We start from the raw sequence: 19,770 nt of genomic DNA on the forward strand, positions 1-19,770 counted from the left end.
ACGTTGCGGTAGCGGTCGCCGGTGGTCAGCTCGTACTCGTAGTAGGCGAAGACGAGTTCCCCGCCGGCGGGCGTCACCCGCAGCAGCCGTTGCCCACCGCCACCCCGGCCTCCGGCCAGGCCGTGATCACCACCGACGTGAGCTTCCTGGCGGACGCCGCGCTCAACGGCATCCTGGTCATCCCGCTGCAGCCGGCCGACCCGAAGCTCGACGCCGGCACCGGCCTCACCGTGACGCTCCCGGTGACCGACGGCGCCGCGAACATCCCCGGCTTCTACGGGCACGTGCAGTTCGGCGGCGGTCTGCTCTTCATCAACCTCTCGACCGGCAAGAGCGTGACCTTCAAGCAGCTCGACTTCTCGGTGGCCAAGGGCTACTTCACCGCCGTGCCGAACGGTTCGACCACCCCGGTGCCGCTGCTGGACCCGCGCGGCAACAACGTGATCGGCCGCACCGGCACCACCCAGACCCTGAACTCCTCCAGCTTCCAGGTGGACGCGGCCGGCGCGAACTACCTGGACACCAACCTCGGCACCACGTACTTCAAGGGCGGCCAGCAGATCGGCTCGCTCGCGCTGTCCTTCACCCCGGCGAGCTGATCCCCGCTCCACCCGGCCGCAGATCGGAGGGCCCGCGCCTCGGCGCGGGCCCGCCGCATGCGGATCTTCCAACTCCGGTACGGAGTCGCCGCGTTGTGGTCTCGTACACCTGGCCGACCGGATCCCGCCATGTCCGGCTGGCCGAATAGTACGCACGGAATCGTCCGTCCCCAGCGCGATCCGACGCCCTCGCGCCGCTCCCTCGGCGGCCCGCATCTCCCGGAGGCCTCGCATGAGAACCCGCGTACCCGACCGAAGAGGTCGGGGAAGGTGGCGCCGTCGACTACCGGCCCTGGCCCTCGCCAAGGCGGTGGTGGCGGCGCTCGCTGTCATTCCGATCGGGTTGGGCGCGGCGCCGCAGGCTCACGCCGACTCCTCGACGACCGTGACCGGTCCGAAGGTGTGGATCCCGGCCGCCGGAACGTACGGCGACGAGGGCAGTGTGACGGTCTCCCAGACGGCCAACCTGACCAACCAGGTGCTCCAGGTCTCCTGGAGCGGCTTCACGCCGACCGTCACCCAGAGCGGCGGCCCGGTGACGACCACGCCCGTGGAGTCGACCCTCAACCTGTACGCGGTCCGGGTCTACCAGTGTCGCGGAACCGACCCCGCCGTGACGGACTGCTACGGCAGCACCCTCTACGGCGGCGACCGCGAGGCGGGCTTCGAGCAGCCGGCCCGCCCGGTGCACACGGAGACGCCGGACTGGCCCACGAACATGGTGCTGGCCCCGACCGGCCCGGACGGCTCGGGCACCGCCTCCATCGAGGTGTGGAGCGCCAAGGAGAGCACCACGCTCGGCTGCGACGCCACCCACCCCTGCTCGATCGTGGTCGAGCCGAACTACGGCGGCGACCCGACGGACCTGTACAACATCCGCGGCGGCAAGGCCGACTGCAACGACCACCGGATGGACAAGGACAGGTTCTACAACGCCGCTTCGGACGGCGTCATGAAGCCCGGCCGGATCAACTCGAAGACCAAGAACCGCACCAGCGAGCAGTGCGCCTGGCTCAACCGGACCGTGGTCCCGCTCTCCTTCGCGCCCACCCCGGACTCCTGCGTCGCGAGCGCCCAGGACTTCGGCGCCGCCGGCCTGGAGATGGCCAACCGGGCGATGCAGCAGTGGCGTTCGGGCCTGTGCCTGGGCGAGTCCCCGATGACCGTGGGCTACATCCCGGCCGGTGGCGAGCCGCAGGCCCGGTCGGCCTTCCTGGGCGGCAGCAGCAGCATCGACCTCGCGCTGACGGCCCGGCCGGACACGTCACCGCCCCCGCGGCCGTACGTCTACGCCCCGCTGGCGACGACCGGCATCTCCGTGACCTTCGTCGTCGACGACCCGAACACCGGTCGGCAGATCAAGGACATGAAGCTGAACGCGCGGCTGCTGGCCAAACTGCTGACCCAGTCCTACGCGTCGCCCGGTGCCGACATCCCGTCCGTGGCCGGCAACCCGATCTGCCTCTTCACCGACCCCGAGTTCAGGCAGCTGAACCCGGAGACCCCGGAGAACGGGATCAGCTGGCCGACCAGCTGCGGCGGAGCCCTGACGATCTTCCCCGGTGTCCCCGGCGGCACGACGGACTTCACCTACCTGCTGACCTCGTGGATCGCGGCCGACCCGGACGCCGCCCGCTTCCTCGACGGCGAGCCGGACCCGTGGGGCATGCACGTCGACAGCTTCTACCTGAAGCCCCGGTTCACCGGCTACCCGGCCGAGGCCTTCCAGCCCCAGGACATGTCCGGGACGAGCACGCCGCAGGACGGCGCCGACACGGCGCACTGGAAGCAGTTCGAGTGGGTGCCCTCCACCGAGGGCCTCTCCCGGGTCGCCCGCAACCAGGTCCAGAACCGCCCGAACTGCCAGCAGCCGACCTACAACGCCAACGGCGGGCACGACGCCTGCGCCGCGCAGCCGGCCGGCCAGCGCATGATGCTCGCCATCATGGACACCGCCCAGGCCAAGGCGTTCTCGCTGCCCGAGGCCACGCTGCTCAACCCGGCCGGCTCCTACGTGTCGCCGTCCACGGCCGGCTTCCAGGCCGCCGTCGCCGACATGCCGACCGACCCCGCCACCGGGGTCCAGCAGCTGCCCTACGGCACGCCCGACACCGCGTTCTCCCGTGACCAGCGGGCGTACCCGCTGAGCTACGTCCAGTACGCGATGGTCCCGACCGGCGGGGTGCCCGCCGCGAAGGCGGCCGTGATCTCCCGCTTCCTCAAGACGGTGACCACCACCGGGCAGACCTACGGCATCGCGCCCGGCCAGCTGGCCCAGGGCTTCCTCGCCCTCAACAACGCCCAGCGCCAGCAGGCCCAGCAGGCCGTCCAGCACGTCGAGGCCCAGGACGGCAAGCTGCCCGGCAACCAGACCGCCCCGCCGGCCGGGAACCCCGAACCGGGCACCCCGGAGAGCGGCAACGGCGGCTCGGGCTCCGGCGGCACCGTCGACGGAACCAGCCCGGTGAGCACCTCCGGCACCGGCACCACCAGCGCGGACGGCAACTCCGGCGGCACCGGCTTCGGTTCCTCCGGCGGCCTGTCCGGCGGCGGGCTCTCCGGCACCGGCTCCACCGGGACCGGCACGGCCGGCGGCGCCGCGGCCCCCGGTGCGGCGGCCGGCGGTAAGCCCGGCGCGAGCGCCGCGCCCTCCGGCGGCCCGCTCGCCGCGGCCCCGGTCGGCACCCCGGTGCCCGACCGGCCCGGCACCGCCCGGCTGCTGCTGCCCGTCGCGCTGATCGCCGGCCTGGTGCTGCTGGTCGGCGGACCGGCCGCGTTGTTCCTCGGCGGCACCCCGGCCGGGGCGAAGGTGCTGACCGGCGCCCGCACCCAGTGGTCGCGGCTGCGCCGCAAGTAGGAACCCGCGCTCGGCGGGGCCTCCGTTCCGGCCCCGCCGAGCGCTTCCTCCCGCCGAGGCAGCGCCCCGGACCCTCACCGAGCACGCCCGTTCCCGAGCACGGAGAGCACACATGACATCCGCCGCCGAGCCCGCGGCACCGTACGCCGGGGCGCCACGCCAACCCGACCACGGGCCCGATCAGGACGTCCCGCGCACCATCACCGCCCCCGCGACCCCGGGTGACCGGGTGTTCCGCGGTGTGCTGCGGCTGGCCGGCCTCTCGGTCTTCGCGATCATGGGACTGATCGCCTTCTTCCTGGTCCTGCGCGGCACCGACGCGCTGCGCGCGGTCGGCTGGTCCTTCCTGACCGAGCAGAAGTGGCAGACCGCCGCCCACAACTTCGGCATCGCCGCCGTCCTGCCCAACGGTCTGCTGATCGCGGTGATCGCGCTGGTCATCGCCGTCCCGGTGGCACTCGGCACCGCGATCTTCATCTCCGAGTACGCCCCGGTGCGCCTGCGCGCCGCGCTGATCTCGCTCGTCGACCTGATGGCGGCGATCCCCAGCATCGTCTACGGCCTGTGGGGCCTGTTCTTCCTCCAGCCGCGGATCATCGGCTTCGTCCGCTGGATGGCCAACCACCTGGGCGACGCCATTCCCTTCCTCAAGGTGCGCATCGGCGACATCGGCACCTCGTACACCTCCTCGACCTTCATCGCCGGCGTGGTGGTCTCCCTGATGATCATTCCGATCGTCACCTCGCTCAGCCGGGAGGTCTTCTCCCAGGCCCCGCAGGGCGAGCGGGAGGGCGCGTACGCGCTGGGCTCCACCCGCTGGGGGATGGTCCGCGCCGTGGTCCTGCCGTTCGGCAAGGGCGGCGTCATCGGCGCGGTGATGCTGGGATTCGGCCGCGCGATGGGCGAGACCATCGCCGTCGCGCTGATCATCTCGCCGAACTTCAAGGCCATCACCCACATCCTGGAGAACGGCGCCAACTCGATCTCCGCGCTGATCGCGCTGCGCTTCGGCGAGTCGGACTCGCTGTCGCTCTCCGCGCTGATGGCCGCCGGTCTGGTGCTGTTCGCGCTCACCCTGCTGGTCAACGTGCTGGCCGGGGTCGTCATCAACCGCTCGCGCTCCGGCGCCGCGACGGCGGACTGAGCATGACGAACCCCCGAACCGCCCGCGGGGACAGGGCCTGTCCACGGACGCCCGCCCGCGGGGCGACGACCGGCCCACGCAGCCACCCGAACCGTGAAGGGACCATCCGATGACCACGCTCGACCTGCCGCCGGTCGCGGTGTCCGGGCCCGCCGGTGAGCCCGCGCCCCCGGGGCCCGCCGCGGCCGGGGCCCCGGGCCCCGAGAAGAAGCTCCGGATCGGCGGCGTCACCCGCGACGACGTCCTCACCGTGGCGGGCGCGACGGCCGGCTCGCTCGCACTGGACTGGGTGCTGTACGAGCGGGTGCTGCCGTTCAGCGGCGCCTTCGGCTTCCTGCTCTGCTGGTACCTGCTCTTCCTGGCCGGCTACTACCTGCTCGGCCGGCTCCAGTGGAACCCGATGATGGTGCGGGACCGGCTGGTCGCCGTGGTCGCCTGGAGCTCCGGGCTGCTGGTGGTCGCGCTGATCGCCGACCAGATCGGCTACGTCGCCAGCCGCGGCTGGGAGGCGGCCCAGCACCTCAACTTCTTCACCGAGTCGATGGAGCACACCGGCCCGCTCGACCAGCTCACCTCCGGCGGCGCGCTCAACGCGATCGTCGGTTCGCTCGAACAGCTCGGCCTGGCGACCCTGTTCGCCGTTCCGCTGGGCATCGCGGCGGCCGTCTTCATGTCCGAGGTCGGCGGCCGGATGGCCCGCCCGGTGCGGACCCTGGTCGAGGCGATGACGGCGCTGCCGTCCATCGTGGCGGGCCTGTTCATCCTCGGCGTCGTGATCATCACCTTCGGTTTCGAGAAGAGCGGGTTCGCGGCCTCGCTCGCGCTCACCGTGATGATGATGCCGATCGTCACCCGGGCCGCCGAGGTGGTCATCCGGCTGGTGCCCGGCACCCTGCGCGAGGCCTCGTACGCGCTCGGCGGCAGCCAGTGGCGCACGGTGTGGAACGTGGTGCTGCCGACCGCCCGGCCCGGCCTGGTGACCGCGGTGGTGCTCGGCATGGCGCGCGGCGTCGGCGAGACCTCGCCGGTGCTGCTCACCTCCGGCTTCACCTCGCAGTTCAACGGCAACCCCTTCGAGGGGCACCAGGTCTCGCTGCCGCTCTACATCTGGAACTACGTCAAGCAGCCGTACGACGGCATGATCGCGCGCGGCTTCGCGGCCGGCCTGACGCTGATGGGCGTCGTGCTGGTCCTGTTCGTCACCGCGCGCGTGCTCGGCGGCCGCCGGCCCGGGCAGCTGACCCGGGCCCAGAAGCGCCGGATCGACCGGGACGCCCGTCGACAGGAGGCGGCCGCGCTCGGCGCCATCGCCCGTCCGTACGCCCTCCACTCGCAGGCGAAGCACTGATGTCCGGACCAACCACCCTCCGTCCCCGAGGAGTTCACATGTTCCGGGAGGCCGCAAGGCGCTCCACGGCCCGGCTGCTGGCAGGGGCCATGTCCCTGTCGCTCGCCACGGCCTCCCTGCTGATCGGGCAGACCCCGGCCCACGCCGCCTCGATCTCGCTGAGCGCGGACGGCTCCAGCTGGGCCGGCCCCGCCATCGACCAGTGGCGCCAGGACGTGTCCCCGCAGGGCATCCAGATCAACTTCAACCCGGTCGGCTCGGCGGCCGGCCGCACCCAGTGGTCGATCGGGCAGGACGACTTCACCGCCTCCGACGTGCCGTTCCGCTCCTCGCCGGACACCGGCCTCGGGCAGAACGGCCACGCGAACGGCGGCGGCGAGCGGGAGAACCCGGTCTACGGCTACTCCTACGTGCCGATCACCGCGGGTGGCACCACCTTCATGTACAACCTGGTGGTCGGCGGCAAGCAGGTCCGCGACCTGCGGCTCTCCCCGCAGACCATCGTGGACATCTTCACCGGCAAGATCACCAACTGGAACGACCCGAAGGTCACCAGCGACTACGGCAAGGCACTGCCCAACCTGCAGATCACCCCGGTGATCCGCTCCGACGGCTCCGGCGCCACCGCGCAGTTCACCCGCTGGATGGAGCACACCCACAAGGACCAGTGGGAGTCCTACTGCAAGGCGGTCAACGGGGTGAGCTGCGGCGACTACACCGAGTTCTTCCCGCCGTCCGGCCGGATGGTCGCGCAGAACGGCTCCGACGTGGTGGCCGGCTACATCAAGTCCCCGGGCAACGTCGGCACCATCGGCTACGACGAGTACGCGTTCGCCAAACGCAGCAACTGGCCGGTCGTGAAGGTGCTCAACCAGGCCGGCTACTACTCGCTGCCGACCGCCTCCAACGTCGCCGTCGCGCTCACCGCCGCCAAGATCCGCGGCGTGGACGACGGCACCCCCGCGGACGACCCGAACTACCTGCAGCAGAACCTCGACGGCGTCTACACCATGGACGACCCGCGCGCCTACCCGATCTCCAGCTACAGCTACCTGATCGTGCCGCGGGCCGGGGCGGCCAACCCGCCGCCGCCGCGCTTCAACAACGACAAGGGCTCCGCCCTCAGCCGCTTCCTCTCGTACGTGCTGTGCGAGGGCCAGGGCAAGGCGGACGACCTCGGCTACTCGCCGATCCCGCGCGGCCTGGTCAAGGGCGGTCTGCTGCAGACCAGGAACATCCCCGGCAACGCCAGCCCGGTCGACCCGAACACCCTCTCCAACTGCGCCAACCCGACCTTCAACTCGGCCGGGGAGCTGACCGTCCTCAAGAACGCCCCGATGCCGAGCCCCTGCGACAAGGCCGGCACCCCGCTGGACTGCACCGTGCAGAACGGCCAGCCGGTCAAGACCGGTTCGGGCGCGGGCGGTTCCGGCGGCGCGGCCGGCGGCTCCGGCGGTGCGGCGGGCGGTTCCGGCGGCACCGGCGGGTCCGGTGGCTCCGGAGGCGGTACCGGCGGCGGCGCGGGTGGCGCCGGTACCGGTGCGGGCGCGGGAACGGCCGGCGGTGCCGGCGACCCGAACGCGGCCGGCGGCGCGGCCGGCGGTGACCCGAACGCGCCCGGCGCCGGCGACGCCACCGAGGACGTGGTCGACCCGCAGACCGGCCAGGTGGTCGCCCGCGGCCGCGGCGGCGCCGCCACCGAGGTGGCGGCCAACGTGGTCGAGGTCAGCGGCAAGCCCGAGGACTGGATGCTGTCCTCCCTCACCGCGCTGGAACTGCTCGCCGTGGTGCTCGTCCCGCCGCTGCTCGGCCGCCGGCTGCTGCGCCGCCGCAACGGCTCGGGCGGTACCTCGTGACGGCCCCGGTGCTGGAGAAGCCGGTCGCGGTGAGCGCGCCGGAGCAGCCGGCCGCCCCCGTCGGGCCCGCCGCCCCGGCCCGGCCCGCCGTCTCCCCCGGGCGGCGCCGGTTCCTCCAGGGCGCCTGGGCGGTCAGCCTGGCCGCGGCGCTGGTGCTCGGCTTCGTCGGGTACCTGTTCACGCTCTCGCACGTCCAGCAGAAGCACTACCAGTCCACCGCGTACAAGACCTTCCGCGACCAGCTGGCCCGGGCGGTCGCCCCGACCGGCGCGGCCGCCGACGGCGACCCGGTGGCACTGCTGGACATCCCGGCGATCGGCCTGCACCGGGCCGTGGTGGTCGAGGGCACCACCGGCCGGGACCTGATGCGCGGCCCCGGCCACCGCCGGGACACCGCGCTGCCCGGCCAGCGCGGGGTCGCCGTGGTCTTCGGCCGCGGCGCCACCTTCGGCGCGCCGTTCGCCGAGCTGTCCAGGCTGCGGGTCGGCGACAAGATCGAAGCCACCACCGGCCAGGGCACGTTCACCTACACCGTCAACGTGTACGGCGACGGCGACCACCCGATCGTCGACCAGGCCCGCAACCGGATGGTGCTGGTCACCGGCGACTCCGACTGGATCCCCGGCTCCACCGTGCTGATCGGCGCCCGGCTGGACGGCGACCCGCAGCAGAACCCCGGCGGCCGGCCCGCGACCGTCCCGTACGACAAGGCACTGGCCGCGGACAAGGGCGCGCTGGCCACGCTCCAGCTGTGGTCGCTCGGCCTGCTCGGCGCGGTGGCCGGCGCCCTGCTGCTGGCCCGGTACTGGCGGCGCTCGGCCGCGTACCTGAGCCTCGCGCCGGTGGTCGGCGCGCTGCTCTGGGCGGTCTACGAGAACGCCGCCGCCCTGCTGCCCAACCTCTACTGACGCGCGCCCGGAGGACCGTTCCGATGACCGACGCACCACTGACCGAAACCCCGCCGGCGGCCCCCTCACCGGCCGACCCGGTCGCCGACACCATCACCCTCCCCCCGGTCGCCCCCGCCCCGTACGCCGACCGGCGGTACGCGGACGGCCACCCCGACGACGAGCCGCTCGCCGGACTGGAGACCCGCGACGTCTCCGCCTGGTTCGGCAGCCGCAAGGTCCTGGAGCGGGTCTCGCTGGCGATGCCGGCCGGCGAGGTCACCGCGCTGATCGGCCCGTCCGGCTGCGGCAAGTCCACCTACCTGCGGATCCTCAACCGGATGCACGAGATGGTGCGCGGCGCCGCCCTCTCCGGCGAGGTGCTGCTGGAGGGGGACGACGTCTACCGGCCCGGCCGCCGGCCCGCCGAGGTGCGGCGCCGGATCGGCATGGTGTTCCAGCGGCCCAACCCGTTCCCGGCGATGTCCATCCAGGACAACGTCTCCAGCGGGCTCAAGCTGGCCGGGATCAAGGTGTCCAAGGACGAGCGCCGGCACCTGGTCGAGACCAGCCTGCGCCGGGCCGGGCTCTGGGACGAGGTGTCCACCCGGCTGCACACCCCGGGCGGGGCGCTCTCCGGCGGCCAGCAGCAACGCCTGTGCATCGCACGGTCGTTGGCCGTCTCGCCGGACATCCTGCTGATGGACGAGCCGTGCTCCGCGCTCGACCCGACCTCCACCCGGCGGGTCGAGGAGACGATCGCCGAACTGCGCGGGCGGCTCACCATCGTGATCGTCACCCACAACATGCAGCAGGCCCAGCGCGTCTCGCAGACCTGCGCGTTCTTCCTGGCCACCCACGACACCCCCGGGCGGATCGTCGAGGCCGGGCCGACCGAGCAGATCTTCGGCAGCCCGCGCGACCAGCGGACCTCGGACTACGTCAACGGCCGCTTCGGCTAGGCCGGTTCGACCGCTGCGACCGCTGCGACCGCTGCGACCGTTCCGACCGCTCCGGCCGTTCCCGGCCGGAGCGGTTCCCGTTGTCCTACCGGCCGAGGAGCCGCTCCAGCACCGCCGCGACGCCGTCCTGCTCGTTGCTCAGGGTGTGCAGCGGCACCGCCGCCAGCACCTGCGGGTGCGCGTTGGCGACGGCGTACGCGGTGCCGGCCCAGGCCAGCATCTCCAGGTCGTTCGGCATGTCGCCGAAGGCCACCACCTCGCTCCGGTCGATCCCGCGCCCGGCGCACCAGCGGGCCAGCGTGCTGGCCTTGGTGACGCCGGGCGCGCTGATCTCCAGCAGCGGGATCGCCGCCGAGCGGGTGATCTCGGCCAGGTGCCCGGCCGCCTCCCTGGCCTCGGCGAGGAACTTGTCCGGATCGAGGTCCGGGTGCTTGGCCAGCAGCTTGAACAGGCCCCGGACCGACCCACCGGCCCCCAGCAACTCCTCCGCCGTGCCGACCTCGTGCTCCAGCTCGTCGCCCCACATCGGCACCGCGTACCCGGGCTCGCGGGCCCAGCCGCCCGGGTGCTCGAAGGCGAACGCGGTGCCGGGCAGCTTGGCCCGCAGCGCCTCGACCACCGCCAGGGTGGTCTCCACCGGCAGCGGGAAGGTCTCCAGCAGCTCGCCGCGCCGCACGTCCACCACCGCGCCGCCGTTCGAGCAGATCGCCACCCCGTGGCCGCCGATGTGCGGGCTCACCTGCTGCATCCAGCGCGGCGGCCGCCCGGTCACGAACACCACCTGCACCCCGGCCGCCTCGGCCGCCGCCAGCGCCGCGGCGGTGCGGTCGGTGACGGTGCCACCGGAGCAGAGCAGGGTGCCGTCCAGGTCGGTGGCGATGAGGCGGGGCGCGGTACGGGGTTCGGTCACCGGTCCATCTTCGCCCATCGGCGCGGCAGGGTCACCGGCCCGGCCCCGCGGCCACCGGCCGTCCCCGCCGTGATCAAGCCCTTCGTACGCCGTTTCCGGCCGATCCCCCCGGCCCCGGGGTGCCCGGCCGGCCGCGCCGGGCATGACTGCCCACGGCCACCCCGTCGGCAGGAAGAGCCATGCCCACACGCCAGCTCCGCGACCAGCCGCCCCCGACCGCCCGCCCCGACACCCGCGACCCGCGGGCGTCCGACGCCTCGCGCGACCCGGTCCTGCTCGGCGACGTCCTCTTCCACACCCTCGCCGAACTCGCCCGCCGCACCTGCGCCCCGTCCCTGCCCGCCCAGCGCACCCGCCCGCACCCGTAGCGCCGCCGCGCGGGCGCCCGCGCGGCGGCCGTCGGCCTCGGCCCGTGCGGGCCGGTGGCGGCGACGTGGAAGGGGACCCGCGGGGTCCGCACGCAGCCTCGGATGCTCCTGGCCCCGACCGCGCCGTCGTACGTGCCGTGCCGGGTGGTTCGGGGCCGGCTCCGCCCGGCGGCGCGGGCGGAGCGGGGCCGTCGTTCAGGAGGAGAGGCGGTTCAGTGCCGCGGCGGCGATGCCTTCGACGTAGGTCGGGGCGTCGGTGCGCCGGCCGGTGAGCTCGACGACGGCGACCCTGGTGCCGCTGCGCAGGACCGCGACCCCGCCGCTGACGGTGCCGTCGCCGTTGTAGGCCGGGTACCAGCGGGCGGTGCCGCCGGTGACGGTCAGGGTGTGGGCCGCGCCGTAGTGCCAGTGGCCGGCGGGCTCGTCCTGGCAGTCCTGAACGAGCGCGACGAGCTGCTGCTCCCAGGTGGCGGCCTCGGTCCCGGTGGAGGCGCTCGCGGCCGACTCGTACAGTCGGCCGTCGGTGTCGAAGGTCCAGGTCACGGACGCGTACGCGGTGGCCTTGTCCTTGGTCAGGTCGCGCATCGTCTCCTCGCCGGAGCACGCGGACAGCCCCTCGCGTCCGGTCAGCGCGATGGTCGCGCCGACCGGGTTCAGGCCCTGCGGGAAGTCCTCGCTCTGGACGAGGTCGGCGGAGCCGAGTCCGGCGGCGACCGCGGCCGGGTGGGCGGCGGTGACCGGGTGGGCGGCGACCGCGGTGGGGTGCGCGGCGTTGCGCGCGGCCCCGTCGGCGCTGGCCGACTGGGTGCCGACGACGCCGACCGTGATCAGTGCGGCGGCGAAGCAGGCCGCGGCGGCGACCCGGTTGCGGCGAACGGACTTCTGCTGGACGGCCTGGTTCTCGGTCATCTGGTCCCCCTGTTGGTCGGGACGCCTGCTGCGTCCTCGTACAACCGGGGAGATGCCGCCCAAGGACGGAAAGTCGGCCCCCCGACCGGCTGTTTCACAGCTGTGACAGAGCGGTCCTGACGACGCGGTCCATCGCGGCCGTCCCCAGGCAGGCATCGACCTCCAGCACCCCGTAGTGGCTGCCGCTGCGCAGCACGGCGATGCCGCCGCAGGGCTCCTTGCCCTCGGGCGCTGTGCCGCTGGTGTTGAGGGATCCCTGGTAGGAGCCCATCCAGCTCGCGGTGACGTCCGGGGCGAGCTGCAGCGTCGTGGTCCTTCCGTAGACCCAGTGCCCTGGCGTTGCCTCCTGGCAGGGCACCTCCTCCAGCAGCAGGCGCTCGGCGAAGTTCTGCGCCCGGGAAGGGCTCGGGGTCTCGGCGGCGACCTCGCGGGCGACCTGGTCGACGTGGTCGGCGGCCCGCGTGGGGTCGTCCGGGCTGGTGCGGGGGCTGGTCATCAGTCCGCGGAAGTGGGCACCATGCCCGCCCAGGGTCTGGGTGAGGGTCTTCTCGCCGGAGCAGGCCGCGTTGGCGTAAGCCCCGTCGCCGTACCGGTCGGTGACGTGGATCCGCCCGATGCCGATGTCCGGGCCGAACGCCGCGGGTTCCAGAAGGTTCGCGGTCGTCACCGGTCCGGTCGCACCGGTCGGCGAGGCGGAGCCGGAGGCCGAGGAGGCGGGCGTCGGGCCGGACCCGCCGGGCGTCGCGGGAGCGGACGCGCCCGGGGACGCCCCGCCGACCGCGGCACCCGACCGTGCCGCCGGGTGCGCGGTGGTGCCGGGGGGCGGTGGCAGGACGAACCGGCCGGTCGCCAGCCCGAGCGCGGCGGCCGCCACCAGGGCGGCGACGGCGGACCGGAGCCGGACGACGACGCGGCCGCCGCCCGCCGCGGGACCGCCGTTCACGGACCGGTGACCAGGCGCTCGCGCATGAAGTGGCGGGCCCGGTCGATACGGTCCTTGACCGTACTCAACGGGGCGCCCAGCTCCTCGGCCACCTGGACGTAGGTCAGGTCGCCCAGGTCGCGCAGCACGAAGGCCTCCACCAGGACGGGGTGCTGCTGCTCCAGCGCGGCCAGCGCCTCCATCAGGTCGAGCCGGGTCCCGGCGATGACGCTGGTGGTGCGCGGGTCGACGGACTCGGGGAGGTCGGCGTGGCTGTCCTCGGCGCGCCGGCGCATCGAGCGGTAGGTGGACCGGGCGGCGTTCGAGGCGATCACCGTCACCCAGCCCTGGAAGGAGCCGCGGCCGCCGTACTCGCCCAGGTGCGTGCTGATGGACAGCAGCGCGTCCTGCGCTGCCTCCTCCGCGTCGGCGTGGTGGGGCAGGAAGCGCGAGCAGCGGCGCAGCACCACCGGCCGCAGCTTGGCCAGCAGGTACTCCATCGACCCCGGGTCCCCCGCCCGAGCAGCCGCCACGAGCCGTTCCAGCTCGCCTTCCTCGAACATCCGGATCCCCCCGTGTCGTCCCGCCCGGCCATCCCGCCCGGCCATCCCGTCCGTCGAACGGGAGTTCCGCACTCCCCCCGACTCCGGCAGAATGCTGCCACATGCGCAAGCTCGGCCGTTACCTCCTTCTGGAGCGGCTCGGAGCCGGCTCCTTCGCCACGGTCTGGAAGGCCTACGATCCGGAGCTCGACACCGAGGTCGCGGTGAAGGTGCTGGCCGAGAACTGGGCCGCCAACGCCGATGTGCGCGAGCGGTTCCTGGCGGAGGCGAGGCTGCTGCGCCGGATCGCCAGCCCGCGGGTGGTCCGGGTGCACGACGTCGGGGTGCAGGAGGACCGTCCCTACTTCGTCATGGACTACGTACGCGGCGGCACCCTGGCGGACCGGGTCGGGCAGTGCGACCCGCAGGAGGCGCTGCGGCTGGCCGCGGAGGCGGGCTACGCGGTCCAGGTCCTGCACGAGGCGGGCGTGGTGCACCGCGACGTCAAGCCGTCCAACCTGCTGCTCGCCACCGGCCCCGCGCCCGCCGCGGTGCTGGTGGCGGATCTGGGCAGCGCGAAGCAACTGGCCGACGCATCCGGGCTGACGGTGACCACGGGCACGCCCGCGTACATGGCACCGGAACAGGCCTTCCAGACCGGCGGGTTCGACGGGAGGGCCGACGTGTACGCGCTGGCCGTCGTGGCCTACGAGCTGCTGACCGGGCAGAAGCCGTTCGGCCCGGGCGGACGCGCCACAGCCCTGATGACCGGCCGGTCCACCGCCTCGACGCTGCCGGCACTCCCGGCCGGAACGGAGCTCCCGCCGAACATCGCCCTGCTGCTACGGGTCGCGATGTCCGTCGAGCCGGCGGACCGACCGGCGACCGCCCAGGCCTTCGCGGACGCGCTGCTGGCTCCGGTCCCGCAGTCCCGGCCCCTGGAAGGCCCGGGGTGGCTGACCCCGCGCGCGGTCTGTCTGGCGTCGGGCGCGGTGTTCACGGCGACGACCCTGCTGAGCTGGCTGCGGCGTTGAATCCGGCAGGGAGCCGGTCCGCACCGGCCCGAACGGCGGCCCCGACGAGCAGGCCCGGCCGCTGACGGCTGCCGTAGGGTCGCCGGTATGCGACTGAGCACCGTGATCCTCCCCGTCCACCGGTGGAGCGAAGGGCAGAAGATCTGGCGGCGGGCCGAGGACCTCGGCTTCCACACCGCGTACACCTACGACCACCTGTCGTGGCGGTCCTTCCAGGACGAGCCGTGGTTCGGCTCGCTGCCGACGCTGACGGCGGCGGCCTGCGCCACCGAGCGGCTGCGCCTGGGCACCCTGGTGACCTCGCCGAACTTCCGGCACCCGGTGACGCTGGCGAAGGAGCTGATCACGCTGGACGACGTGTCCGGCGGCCGGTTCACGTTGGGGATCGGGGCCGGCGGGACGGGCTTCGACGCGACGGCGCTGGGGCAGGAGGCGTGGTCGCCGCGGGAGCGGGCGGACCGGCTGGGGGAGTTCGTGCCGCTGCTGGACGAGCTGCTGCGCAGCGACGCCACCACGCGCGAGGGCACGTACTACTCGGCGGTCGAGGCGCGGAACATCCCCGGCTGCGTGCAGAGGCCGCGGCTGCCGTTCTACGTGGCGGCGACCGGCCCGCGCGGGCTGCGGCTGGCCGCCGAGCACGGGCAGGGCTGGGTGACGTACGGCGACCCGAAGGGCCCGGCGGACGTGCCCGTCGAGCAGGCGCCCGGCGTGATCGCGCGGCAGATCGAGAAGCTGACGGCCGCCTGCGAGGAGCGGGGCCGGGACGTCGCGACGCTGGAGAAGGTGCTGCTCCAGGGCTCGACCGCGGAGAAGCCGCTGCAGTCGGTGGAGGCCTTCGTCGACTGGGCGGGCACCTACCGGGAGCTGGGCGTCACCGAGCTGGTGATCCACTGGCCGATCCCCGACTCGATCTTCGAGAACGACCTCGCCGTCTTCGAGGAGATCGCCACCGAGGGCCTCGCCCGGCTGGGCTGAGCCCCGTCGGCGGGGCGGGCGTCGGCCCGGGGCGCTAGTCTGTCGGCCGCATACCGAACTGATCATGCGTCACCACGGGGGTTCCTTCGTCATGCCTTCTTCCAGCTCCGGTTCCAGGAGACTTCTCGCCACCGCCCTGGTCGCCGCCGCGGCGTTCGGCCTGGCCGCCTGCGGCCCCGACGACAGCGCGGACCAGGGCGCGGGAGGCGGGGCGACCACCGCCGCCTCCGCCGCGCCCACCGCCGCCCCGGCCGGCGCCGCGAGCCAGGCGCCGAGCGGCAGGCCCGCGGGGACCGGCAAGCCCGCCGCGACGGGCACGCCGTCCGCCGACGGCGAGCCGGAGGGCTTCTGCACCCACGGGCCGCTGCCCGCCGGGCAGAAGTGGGTCTACCCGGCGAAGGGCACCAGCGCGACGACCCTGGTCTACAAGGACACCAAGGACGCCTGCGGCGTGAACGACGTCGTCTTCGAGCCGGTCGGCGCGGACAAGAGCGCCCCGTTCGCGCCCACCGCCAAGGGCCACCTGAGCTCGGTGCTGGCCCCGCCGAAGGACGTCAACCTGGCCGACCTGGTGAAGCACGTCAACGAGTGCCTCGCCGCGCCGCACAACGAGAAGGGCTCGTACCCCTGCTCGGCCGGTGACTACAAGGTGGCGATCGACGCCTCCGGCAAGGTCACCGAGCTGTGGGAGCGGGCCCACAGCTGACGGGCGCCGGGAGCGGCGCCGGCCGGCTCACATCACTTCGAGCCGTTCGGCGCCGCCCGCGCAGCCGAGCTGCCGTTCGGCGGCCCGCTCGGCGAAGCCGCCCGCCAGTTCTCCCATCCGCTTCCGGCCGGGTCCGTCGGGAAGGTGCCCGCCGTCCTTCACGGTGATCCTGAGGACGGCCCGGTAGGCCTCGGTCCGGCCGTTCACCGAGCAGCCGAAGGCGGCCGCTCCGAGGGTGTCGCCGCCGGACCGCACGTCCCCGAACTCCGCGTCGGCGGTCAGCGACCGCCCGTCCTCTCCGGAGATCCGGCAGTGCAGGGACGGCTTGACCTCGGCCGTCGCCGACGTGTACTCCGTGACCGCGAAGACCCGGGGGGCCCGGCCGAGCAGCTCGGCGACGGCCGGGTCGTCCAGCAGACCCCGGCACTCCCCGTGCGACAGGGACACGGCCGGTGGCCGGTACGCGCCGTGGTCGAGGTACAGGTGCCAGCCGAGCAGGCCGCCGCCGAGCAGCAGCGCCGTTCCGCCGGCGAGCAGCGCCTGGGAACGCTTCATGAGCACCGGTCCTTCCTCGCCTCCACCAGCGCGGCCCGGGTGAGCTCTTCGAGGTCGGCCCGGCCGCCGTCGCCGGAGGCGCGGGCGGCCTCCCCGGCGGTGACCTCCAGCTGCACGTAGTCGTTCGAGGTGTACTTCCCGCCCAGGCAGCTCGCGGCCACGGCCGCGCCGCCCGGCCACGAAGTGCCGAGGCCGGCGATGTCGAAGCCGCGCGCCTCCGGGTGCTTGGCGCCCTCGGCGGTGAGGGCGAGCTCGCCCTGGCGCCGGACGGACGTGAAGGTGATCACGTTGCGTCCGTCGACCCGGATGACACAGGTCTGCGGGTCCTGGCCGATGAGGGCCTTCGTCCGCTCCTCCACGTCCTGGCCGCCGTCGGGCAGCAGCCGTGCGAGCGGGGTGCCGGCGCCGGTGGGCATCCGGCAGAGGTGGGCGGCCCGGCCGGGCGGGTCGGCGGGGCGGTGGCCCCGCCAGTCCAGGTAGCCGACGGTCCCGGCCCCCGCCACCGCGAGGACCAGCACGCGGGGGAGCCACCACCGGCTGTCGAGGCGCCACCCCCACCGGTTCGTCAGGAAGCGGCCCCACCGGGCCGCGAGGTCCTTCACGCGCCGCCCTTCGCGTGGTTGACGTGGTTGTTGACGACCCCGTTGCTGTAGCCGTTCATCACGTTGATCCCGGCGCTCTCGGCGAGGCGGTTGACGTCCTCGCGGCTCATCCCGGAGGTGCCGCCGGCGTCCTTGACGGCCTGCTTGACGCTGCCCACCGCCTGGTTCTGTCCACTCGCGTTCTCGTCGCGCGCCGTCTGGTCGCCGGCCGCCGTGGTGTCCTGCTTGTTGGCCTCGATCACGCTCTCGGCGATCGAGTCGATGATCTGGTCGGCGACCTCGCCGCCCAGCGGGATCTTGTCCGTCACGGTGCCGATGACGGCGCTGAAGGCGTCCTTGCCGTAGCCGACGTTCTTCTCCAGCGCCTCGTTGAACTCCTTGTCGGACTCGGCGTGCTTGTAGTGCACCTCGTCGACCCGGGCCTCGTTGAGGATGCCGCTGGTGATCCCGCCGGCGTGGGCGATGTTGTTGATGTCGACGTTGAGCCGGGCGAAGTCGGTCTGCCCGCCGTCCATGTGGCCGCGGATGAGGGCGGTGGTGTACGCCTGGTTGGCGTTGACCACGGCGCCGTAGGACTCCGGATCGCGTCCGAGCGCGTCCATCAGCCCCTCCACGGAGGACTTGCCGAGGTTGGCCGGCGAGCCGTTGACCGGCAGCTCGTGGGTGAGGGCGAGCGCGTTCTGCACGTCGCCGATGTACTCGGCGGTCATGTGCCCGAGGCTGCCCCGCATGGCGGCGAGCTTGCCGTCGCCCTTGATGTCGTCCAGCCCCCCGTCGTCGCCGTGCCGGCCGAAGGTGTCCACGACCCGCTTCATCAGGTCGGCCTGCTCGGTGGTGTGCCGCTCCGGCGGGACGGGGCCGGGCTCGTCGTACGGGTGGCCGGTGGTGGCGGCCTCCAGGGCGCGGCCGAAGGCGGCCGGCCCGGCCTGCTTGCTCGCGTCCCACACCTTGGAGTCCCGCGAGGTCGTGTCCGGGATCCAGTCCTTGTCGTGGGCGTAGTAGTCGAAGTAGTCCGAGGGCTTGGGCTTGCCGCCCTGGTTGACCGTGCCGTCCTGGTTGTACGCGGTCGGCTGCTCGGTGAAGAACGTGTTGGCGGCCTCCGGGCTGTGCGCGAGCGCCTCCAGGACGGCGGTGGTGGGACGGAAGCCGGAGCCCGCCTCGTCGCCCCCGGTCAGGTTGAAGCCCTGGATCTTGGAGCCGGGCATCGGGGCCGGCCAGTACCTGTCCTGGGTGTCGAGCTGGGTGACGTGCTCGGCGATCGGGTTGATGAAGTGGGCGTCGTAGTTGCCGTTCATCAGGATGCCGGAGAGCACCTGGTAGCCGTACGGCACGTAGTCGAGGCCGGAGGCCCGGTAGGGCTTGTCCCAGACCGGCTGGGATCCGGCCTTGCGCAGCGCGGCGGACCACTCGTCCGACAGGTGCGGCTCGTTGGTGGTGCGGGTGGCGGTGGCGAGGGTGAGTCCCAGGTTCTTCTGGAGGTCCTGGTAGGCCTTCCAGCGCGGGGACTTGTCGTCGCGGGGGTGCGCCGGGTCGCCGACCATGCCGTTCCAGGACTTGATCAGGCCGTCCGGGCCGAGGTCCTGGTAGAACTTGGTGGCGAACTTCGGGTCGTCGCCGTGCGAGGCCAGCAGCGAGTTCAGCTCGGTGAGTTCGGGCTCGGTGATGTCCCCGCCCTTGGCGGCGAGCTGGGCGGCGCGCTTGCCGTCGGCCTCGGGGCCGCCGCCGATGGCCTTGCCGTTGAAGGACTTCTGCCCGTCCGTCATGCTGTCGGCGCGCAGCGCGTAGGCGATCCGCTCGTCGGCGGCGGCGGCCTCGGCGACGGCGGCGTCGATCGCCTTGCGGGCGGCCTCCGCCTTGTCGCCCCACTCCTTCTGGTAGTCCCGGAGGGCCTCGTAGTCGTGCCGGGTGGCGTTGTCGGCCGGGGGCCAGCTGACGGTGCCGTTGTCGGTGACGGTCAGCCCGGCCGTGCGGGCCTCCGCGACCGCCTTGTCCAGTTTGGTCTTCGCCGCCTTGAACTCGGTCGACGCCTCCGTGAAGATCGAGGCGAAGGCGTTCGCCTCGGTGACGGCGGCGGTCAGCTGCTCGTTGGTGCGCTGCAGGCCGGGGCGGGCCTGGTCGGCCGAGGGGCCGGTCCAGCAGGCGGAGTTGACCTGGGCGATCACCGTCCTGTCCCAGTCGTCGTCCATGGACTTGAGCTTCTGGGCCACGGTGGTCCAGGCGGTGGCGGCGGTGTCCAGGACGCCGAAGTCGGCGGTACTGAGCTCGTGGAAGTCGACCATCGCTGCTCTTCTCTCAGGCGCCGAGGTCGTGCTGGACGGCCGACTCGTTCTGGCGGTAGTTGGTGGCGGTGGCGCGCAGCGCCTGGGTGGTCTGCCCGATGGTGCCGCCGAGCGCGGCGACGCACTGGTCCCAGGTGCCGGCGGCGCCCGCCGCGGCCTTGCCGGTGCTCCAGTTGGCGAGCGAGGTGGAGACCTTGGTGGTGGCCTCGTCGGCGCCCCGGCCGTCGGTGTTGAGGCGGGCGTGGATCTGGTCGGAGTTGTTCCCCGCGGTGGTCAGCGCGTTGGGGTCGGCGCTGAAGCCGGCCCCGCCCCCGC

General features: G+C 73.4%; 19 protein-coding genes. 11 read left to right on the forward strand and 8 right to left on the reverse strand.

The window, feature by feature from the left end:
* From ACIQOV_RS01585 to ACIQOV_RS01615, 7 genes are all read left to right on the forward strand, one after another.
* On the forward strand, positions 1–599 hold a 599-nt coding region (locus ACIQOV_RS01585; RefSeq protein ID WP_401043644.1), incomplete at its 5' end, for a hypothetical protein.
* 385 nt (positions 600–984) lie between these two features.
* Entirely contained in the window at positions 985–3,456 is a 2,472-nt protein-coding gene (locus ACIQOV_RS01590; RefSeq protein ID WP_401043647.1) for a hypothetical protein, read from the forward strand.
* A 112-nt stretch (positions 3,457–3,568) separates the two neighbouring features.
* On the forward strand, positions 3,569–4,600 hold the full coding sequence (gene pstC, locus ACIQOV_RS01595) for a phosphate ABC transporter permease subunit PstC (RefSeq protein WP_359898082.1): 1,032 nt from the start codon (positions 3,569–3,571) through the stop codon (positions 4,598–4,600).
* A gap of 109 nt (positions 4,601–4,709) precedes the next feature.
* Positions 4,710–5,948 carry a phosphate ABC transporter permease PstA gene (pstA, locus tag ACIQOV_RS01600; protein ID WP_359898080.1) on the forward strand — a complete coding sequence of 413 codons (1,239 nt, stop codon included), beginning with the start codon at positions 4,710–4,712 and terminating at the stop codon, positions 5,946–5,948.
* Between the two features lie 38 nt (positions 5,949–5,986).
* Positions 5,987–7,804, forward strand: coding sequence for a phosphate ABC transporter substrate-binding protein PstS (locus ACIQOV_RS01605; RefSeq protein ID WP_401043650.1), 1,818 nt, complete (start codon positions 5,987–5,989; stop codon positions 7,802–7,804).
* Positions 7,801–8,712, forward strand: a complete 912-nt coding sequence (locus tag ACIQOV_RS01610; RefSeq protein WP_359898076.1) for a class E sortase — start codon at positions 7,801–7,803, stop codon at positions 8,710–8,712. The genes ACIQOV_RS01605 and ACIQOV_RS01610 overlap by 4 nt, the downstream gene beginning before the upstream one ends.
* Positions 8,713–8,735: 23 nt before the next feature.
* Positions 8,736–9,653 (forward strand): phosphate ABC transporter ATP-binding protein, encoded by a 918-nt coding sequence (locus tag ACIQOV_RS01615; RefSeq protein ID WP_401043653.1) that lies wholly within the window; start codon positions 8,736–8,738, stop codon positions 9,651–9,653.
* A gap of 85 nt (positions 9,654–9,738) precedes the next feature.
* Here ACIQOV_RS01615 and ACIQOV_RS01620 read toward each other — a convergent pair whose 3' ends face one another.
* Positions 9,739–10,581, reverse strand: coding sequence for an HAD family hydrolase (locus tag ACIQOV_RS01620; protein WP_387693977.1), 843 nt, complete (start codon positions 10,579–10,581; stop codon positions 9,739–9,741).
* A 161-nt stretch (positions 10,582–10,742) separates the two neighbouring features.
* Here ACIQOV_RS01620 and ACIQOV_RS01625 point away from each other — a divergent pair, with 161 nt between their 5' ends.
* Positions 10,743–10,931 carry a hypothetical protein gene (locus ACIQOV_RS01625; RefSeq protein WP_359898072.1) on the forward strand — a complete coding sequence of 63 codons (189 nt, stop codon included), beginning with the start codon at positions 10,743–10,745 and terminating at the stop codon, positions 10,929–10,931.
* A 195-nt stretch (positions 10,932–11,126) separates the two neighbouring features.
* Here the strand turns inward: ACIQOV_RS01625 and ACIQOV_RS01630 are convergent, their stop codons facing one another.
* From ACIQOV_RS01630 to ACIQOV_RS01640, 3 genes are all read right to left on the reverse strand, one after another.
* Positions 11,127–11,840, reverse strand: a complete 714-nt coding sequence (locus ACIQOV_RS01630) for a hypothetical protein (RefSeq protein ID WP_401043657.1) — start codon at positions 11,838–11,840, stop codon at positions 11,127–11,129.
* A 94-nt stretch (positions 11,841–11,934) separates the two neighbouring features.
* On the reverse strand, positions 11,935–12,783 hold the full coding sequence (locus tag ACIQOV_RS01635; RefSeq protein ID WP_401043660.1) for a hypothetical protein: 849 nt from the start codon (positions 12,781–12,783) through the stop codon (positions 11,935–11,937).
* Entirely contained in the window at positions 12,780–13,325 is a 546-nt protein-coding gene (locus ACIQOV_RS01640; RefSeq protein ID WP_401043662.1) for an RNA polymerase sigma factor, read from the reverse strand. Before ACIQOV_RS01640 ends, ACIQOV_RS01635 begins: the two co-directional genes overlap by 4 nt.
* A gap of 101 nt (positions 13,326–13,426) precedes the next feature.
* Here ACIQOV_RS01640 and ACIQOV_RS01645 point away from each other — a divergent pair, with 101 nt between their 5' ends.
* From ACIQOV_RS01645 to ACIQOV_RS01655, 3 genes are all read left to right on the forward strand, one after another.
* On the forward strand, positions 13,427–14,338 hold the full coding sequence (locus ACIQOV_RS01645; protein ID WP_401043664.1) for a serine/threonine-protein kinase: 912 nt from the start codon (positions 13,427–13,429) through the stop codon (positions 14,336–14,338).
* An 87-nt stretch (positions 14,339–14,425) separates the two neighbouring features.
* Positions 14,426–15,313, forward strand: coding sequence for an LLM class flavin-dependent oxidoreductase (locus tag ACIQOV_RS01650; RefSeq protein ID WP_401043666.1), 888 nt, complete (start codon positions 14,426–14,428; stop codon positions 15,311–15,313).
* A gap of 91 nt (positions 15,314–15,404) precedes the next feature.
* Positions 15,405–16,019, forward strand: a complete 615-nt coding sequence (locus ACIQOV_RS01655; RefSeq protein ID WP_401043668.1) for a hypothetical protein — start codon at positions 15,405–15,407, stop codon at positions 16,017–16,019.
* 27 nt (positions 16,020–16,046) lie between these two features.
* On the opposite strand, the gene ACIQOV_RS01660 is transcribed toward ACIQOV_RS01655, so the two are convergent.
* The 4 genes from ACIQOV_RS01660 to ACIQOV_RS01675 all read right to left on the reverse strand — a co-directional run.
* Positions 16,047–16,574 (reverse strand): hypothetical protein, encoded by a 528-nt coding sequence (locus ACIQOV_RS01660; protein WP_401043670.1) that lies wholly within the window; start codon positions 16,572–16,574, stop codon positions 16,047–16,049.
* Entirely contained in the window at positions 16,571–17,176 is a 606-nt protein-coding gene (locus tag ACIQOV_RS01665; RefSeq protein ID WP_401043673.1) for a hypothetical protein, read from the reverse strand. Before ACIQOV_RS01665 ends, ACIQOV_RS01660 begins: the two co-directional genes overlap by 4 nt.
* Positions 17,173–19,455, reverse strand: a complete 2,283-nt coding sequence (locus ACIQOV_RS01670) for a hypothetical protein (RefSeq protein ID WP_401043676.1) — start codon at positions 19,453–19,455, stop codon at positions 17,173–17,175. Before ACIQOV_RS01670 ends, ACIQOV_RS01665 begins: the two co-directional genes overlap by 4 nt.
* Before the next feature lie 13 nt (positions 19,456–19,468).
* Positions 19,469–19,770, reverse strand: a 302-nt coding sequence (locus ACIQOV_RS01675; RefSeq protein WP_401043678.1) for a hypothetical protein, incomplete at its 5' end; no start/stop codon positions are given.

It is taken from the genome of Kitasatospora sp. NPDC091257, from assembly GCF_044757675.1.
Taxonomy (GTDB): Bacteria; Actinomycetota; Actinomycetes; order Streptomycetales; family Streptomycetaceae; genus Kitasatospora; species Kitasatospora lactacystinica.

What these genes read in the sequence shown, in the direction of transcription:
- ACIQOV_RS01605 (WP_401043650.1), top strand. Translation starts at nt 5,987, where the DNA reads ATGTTCCGGGAGGCCGCAAGGCGCTCCACGGCCCGGCTGCTGGCAGGG.
- ACIQOV_RS01630 (WP_401043657.1), bottom strand. Translation starts at nt 11,840, where the DNA reads ATGACCGAGAACCAGGCCGTCCAGCAGAAGTCCGTTCGCCGCAACCGG.
- ACIQOV_RS01650 (WP_401043666.1), top strand. Translation starts at nt 14,426, where the DNA reads ATGCGACTGAGCACCGTGATCCTCCCCGTCCACCGGTGGAGCGAAGGG.
- ACIQOV_RS01655 (WP_401043668.1), top strand. Translation starts at nt 15,405, where the DNA reads ATGCCTTCTTCCAGCTCCGGTTCCAGGAGACTTCTCGCCACCGCCCTG.
- ACIQOV_RS01640 (WP_401043662.1), bottom strand. Translation starts at nt 13,325, where the DNA reads ATGTTCGAGGAAGGCGAGCTGGAACGGCTCGTGGCGGCTGCTCGGGCG.
- ACIQOV_RS01645 (WP_401043664.1), top strand. Translation starts at nt 13,427, where the DNA reads ATGCGCAAGCTCGGCCGTTACCTCCTTCTGGAGCGGCTCGGAGCCGGC.
- pstC (WP_359898082.1), top strand. Translation starts at nt 3,569, where the DNA reads ATGACATCCGCCGCCGAGCCCGCGGCACCGTACGCCGGGGCGCCACGC.
- ACIQOV_RS01625 (WP_359898072.1), top strand. Translation starts at nt 10,743, where the DNA reads ATGCCCACACGCCAGCTCCGCGACCAGCCGCCCCCGACCGCCCGCCCC.
- ACIQOV_RS01670 (WP_401043676.1), bottom strand. Translation starts at nt 19,455, where the DNA reads ATGGTCGACTTCCACGAGCTCAGTACCGCCGACTTCGGCGTCCTGGAC.
- ACIQOV_RS01615 (WP_401043653.1), top strand. Translation starts at nt 8,736, where the DNA reads ATGACCGACGCACCACTGACCGAAACCCCGCCGGCGGCCCCCTCACCG.
- ACIQOV_RS01660 (WP_401043670.1), bottom strand. Translation starts at nt 16,574, where the DNA reads ATGAAGCGTTCCCAGGCGCTGCTCGCCGGCGGAACGGCGCTGCTGCTC.
- ACIQOV_RS01620 (WP_387693977.1), bottom strand. Translation starts at nt 10,581, where the DNA reads ATGGGCGAAGATGGACCGGTGACCGAACCCCGTACCGCGCCCCGCCTC.
- pstA (WP_359898080.1), top strand. Translation starts at nt 4,710, where the DNA reads ATGACCACGCTCGACCTGCCGCCGGTCGCGGTGTCCGGGCCCGCCGGT.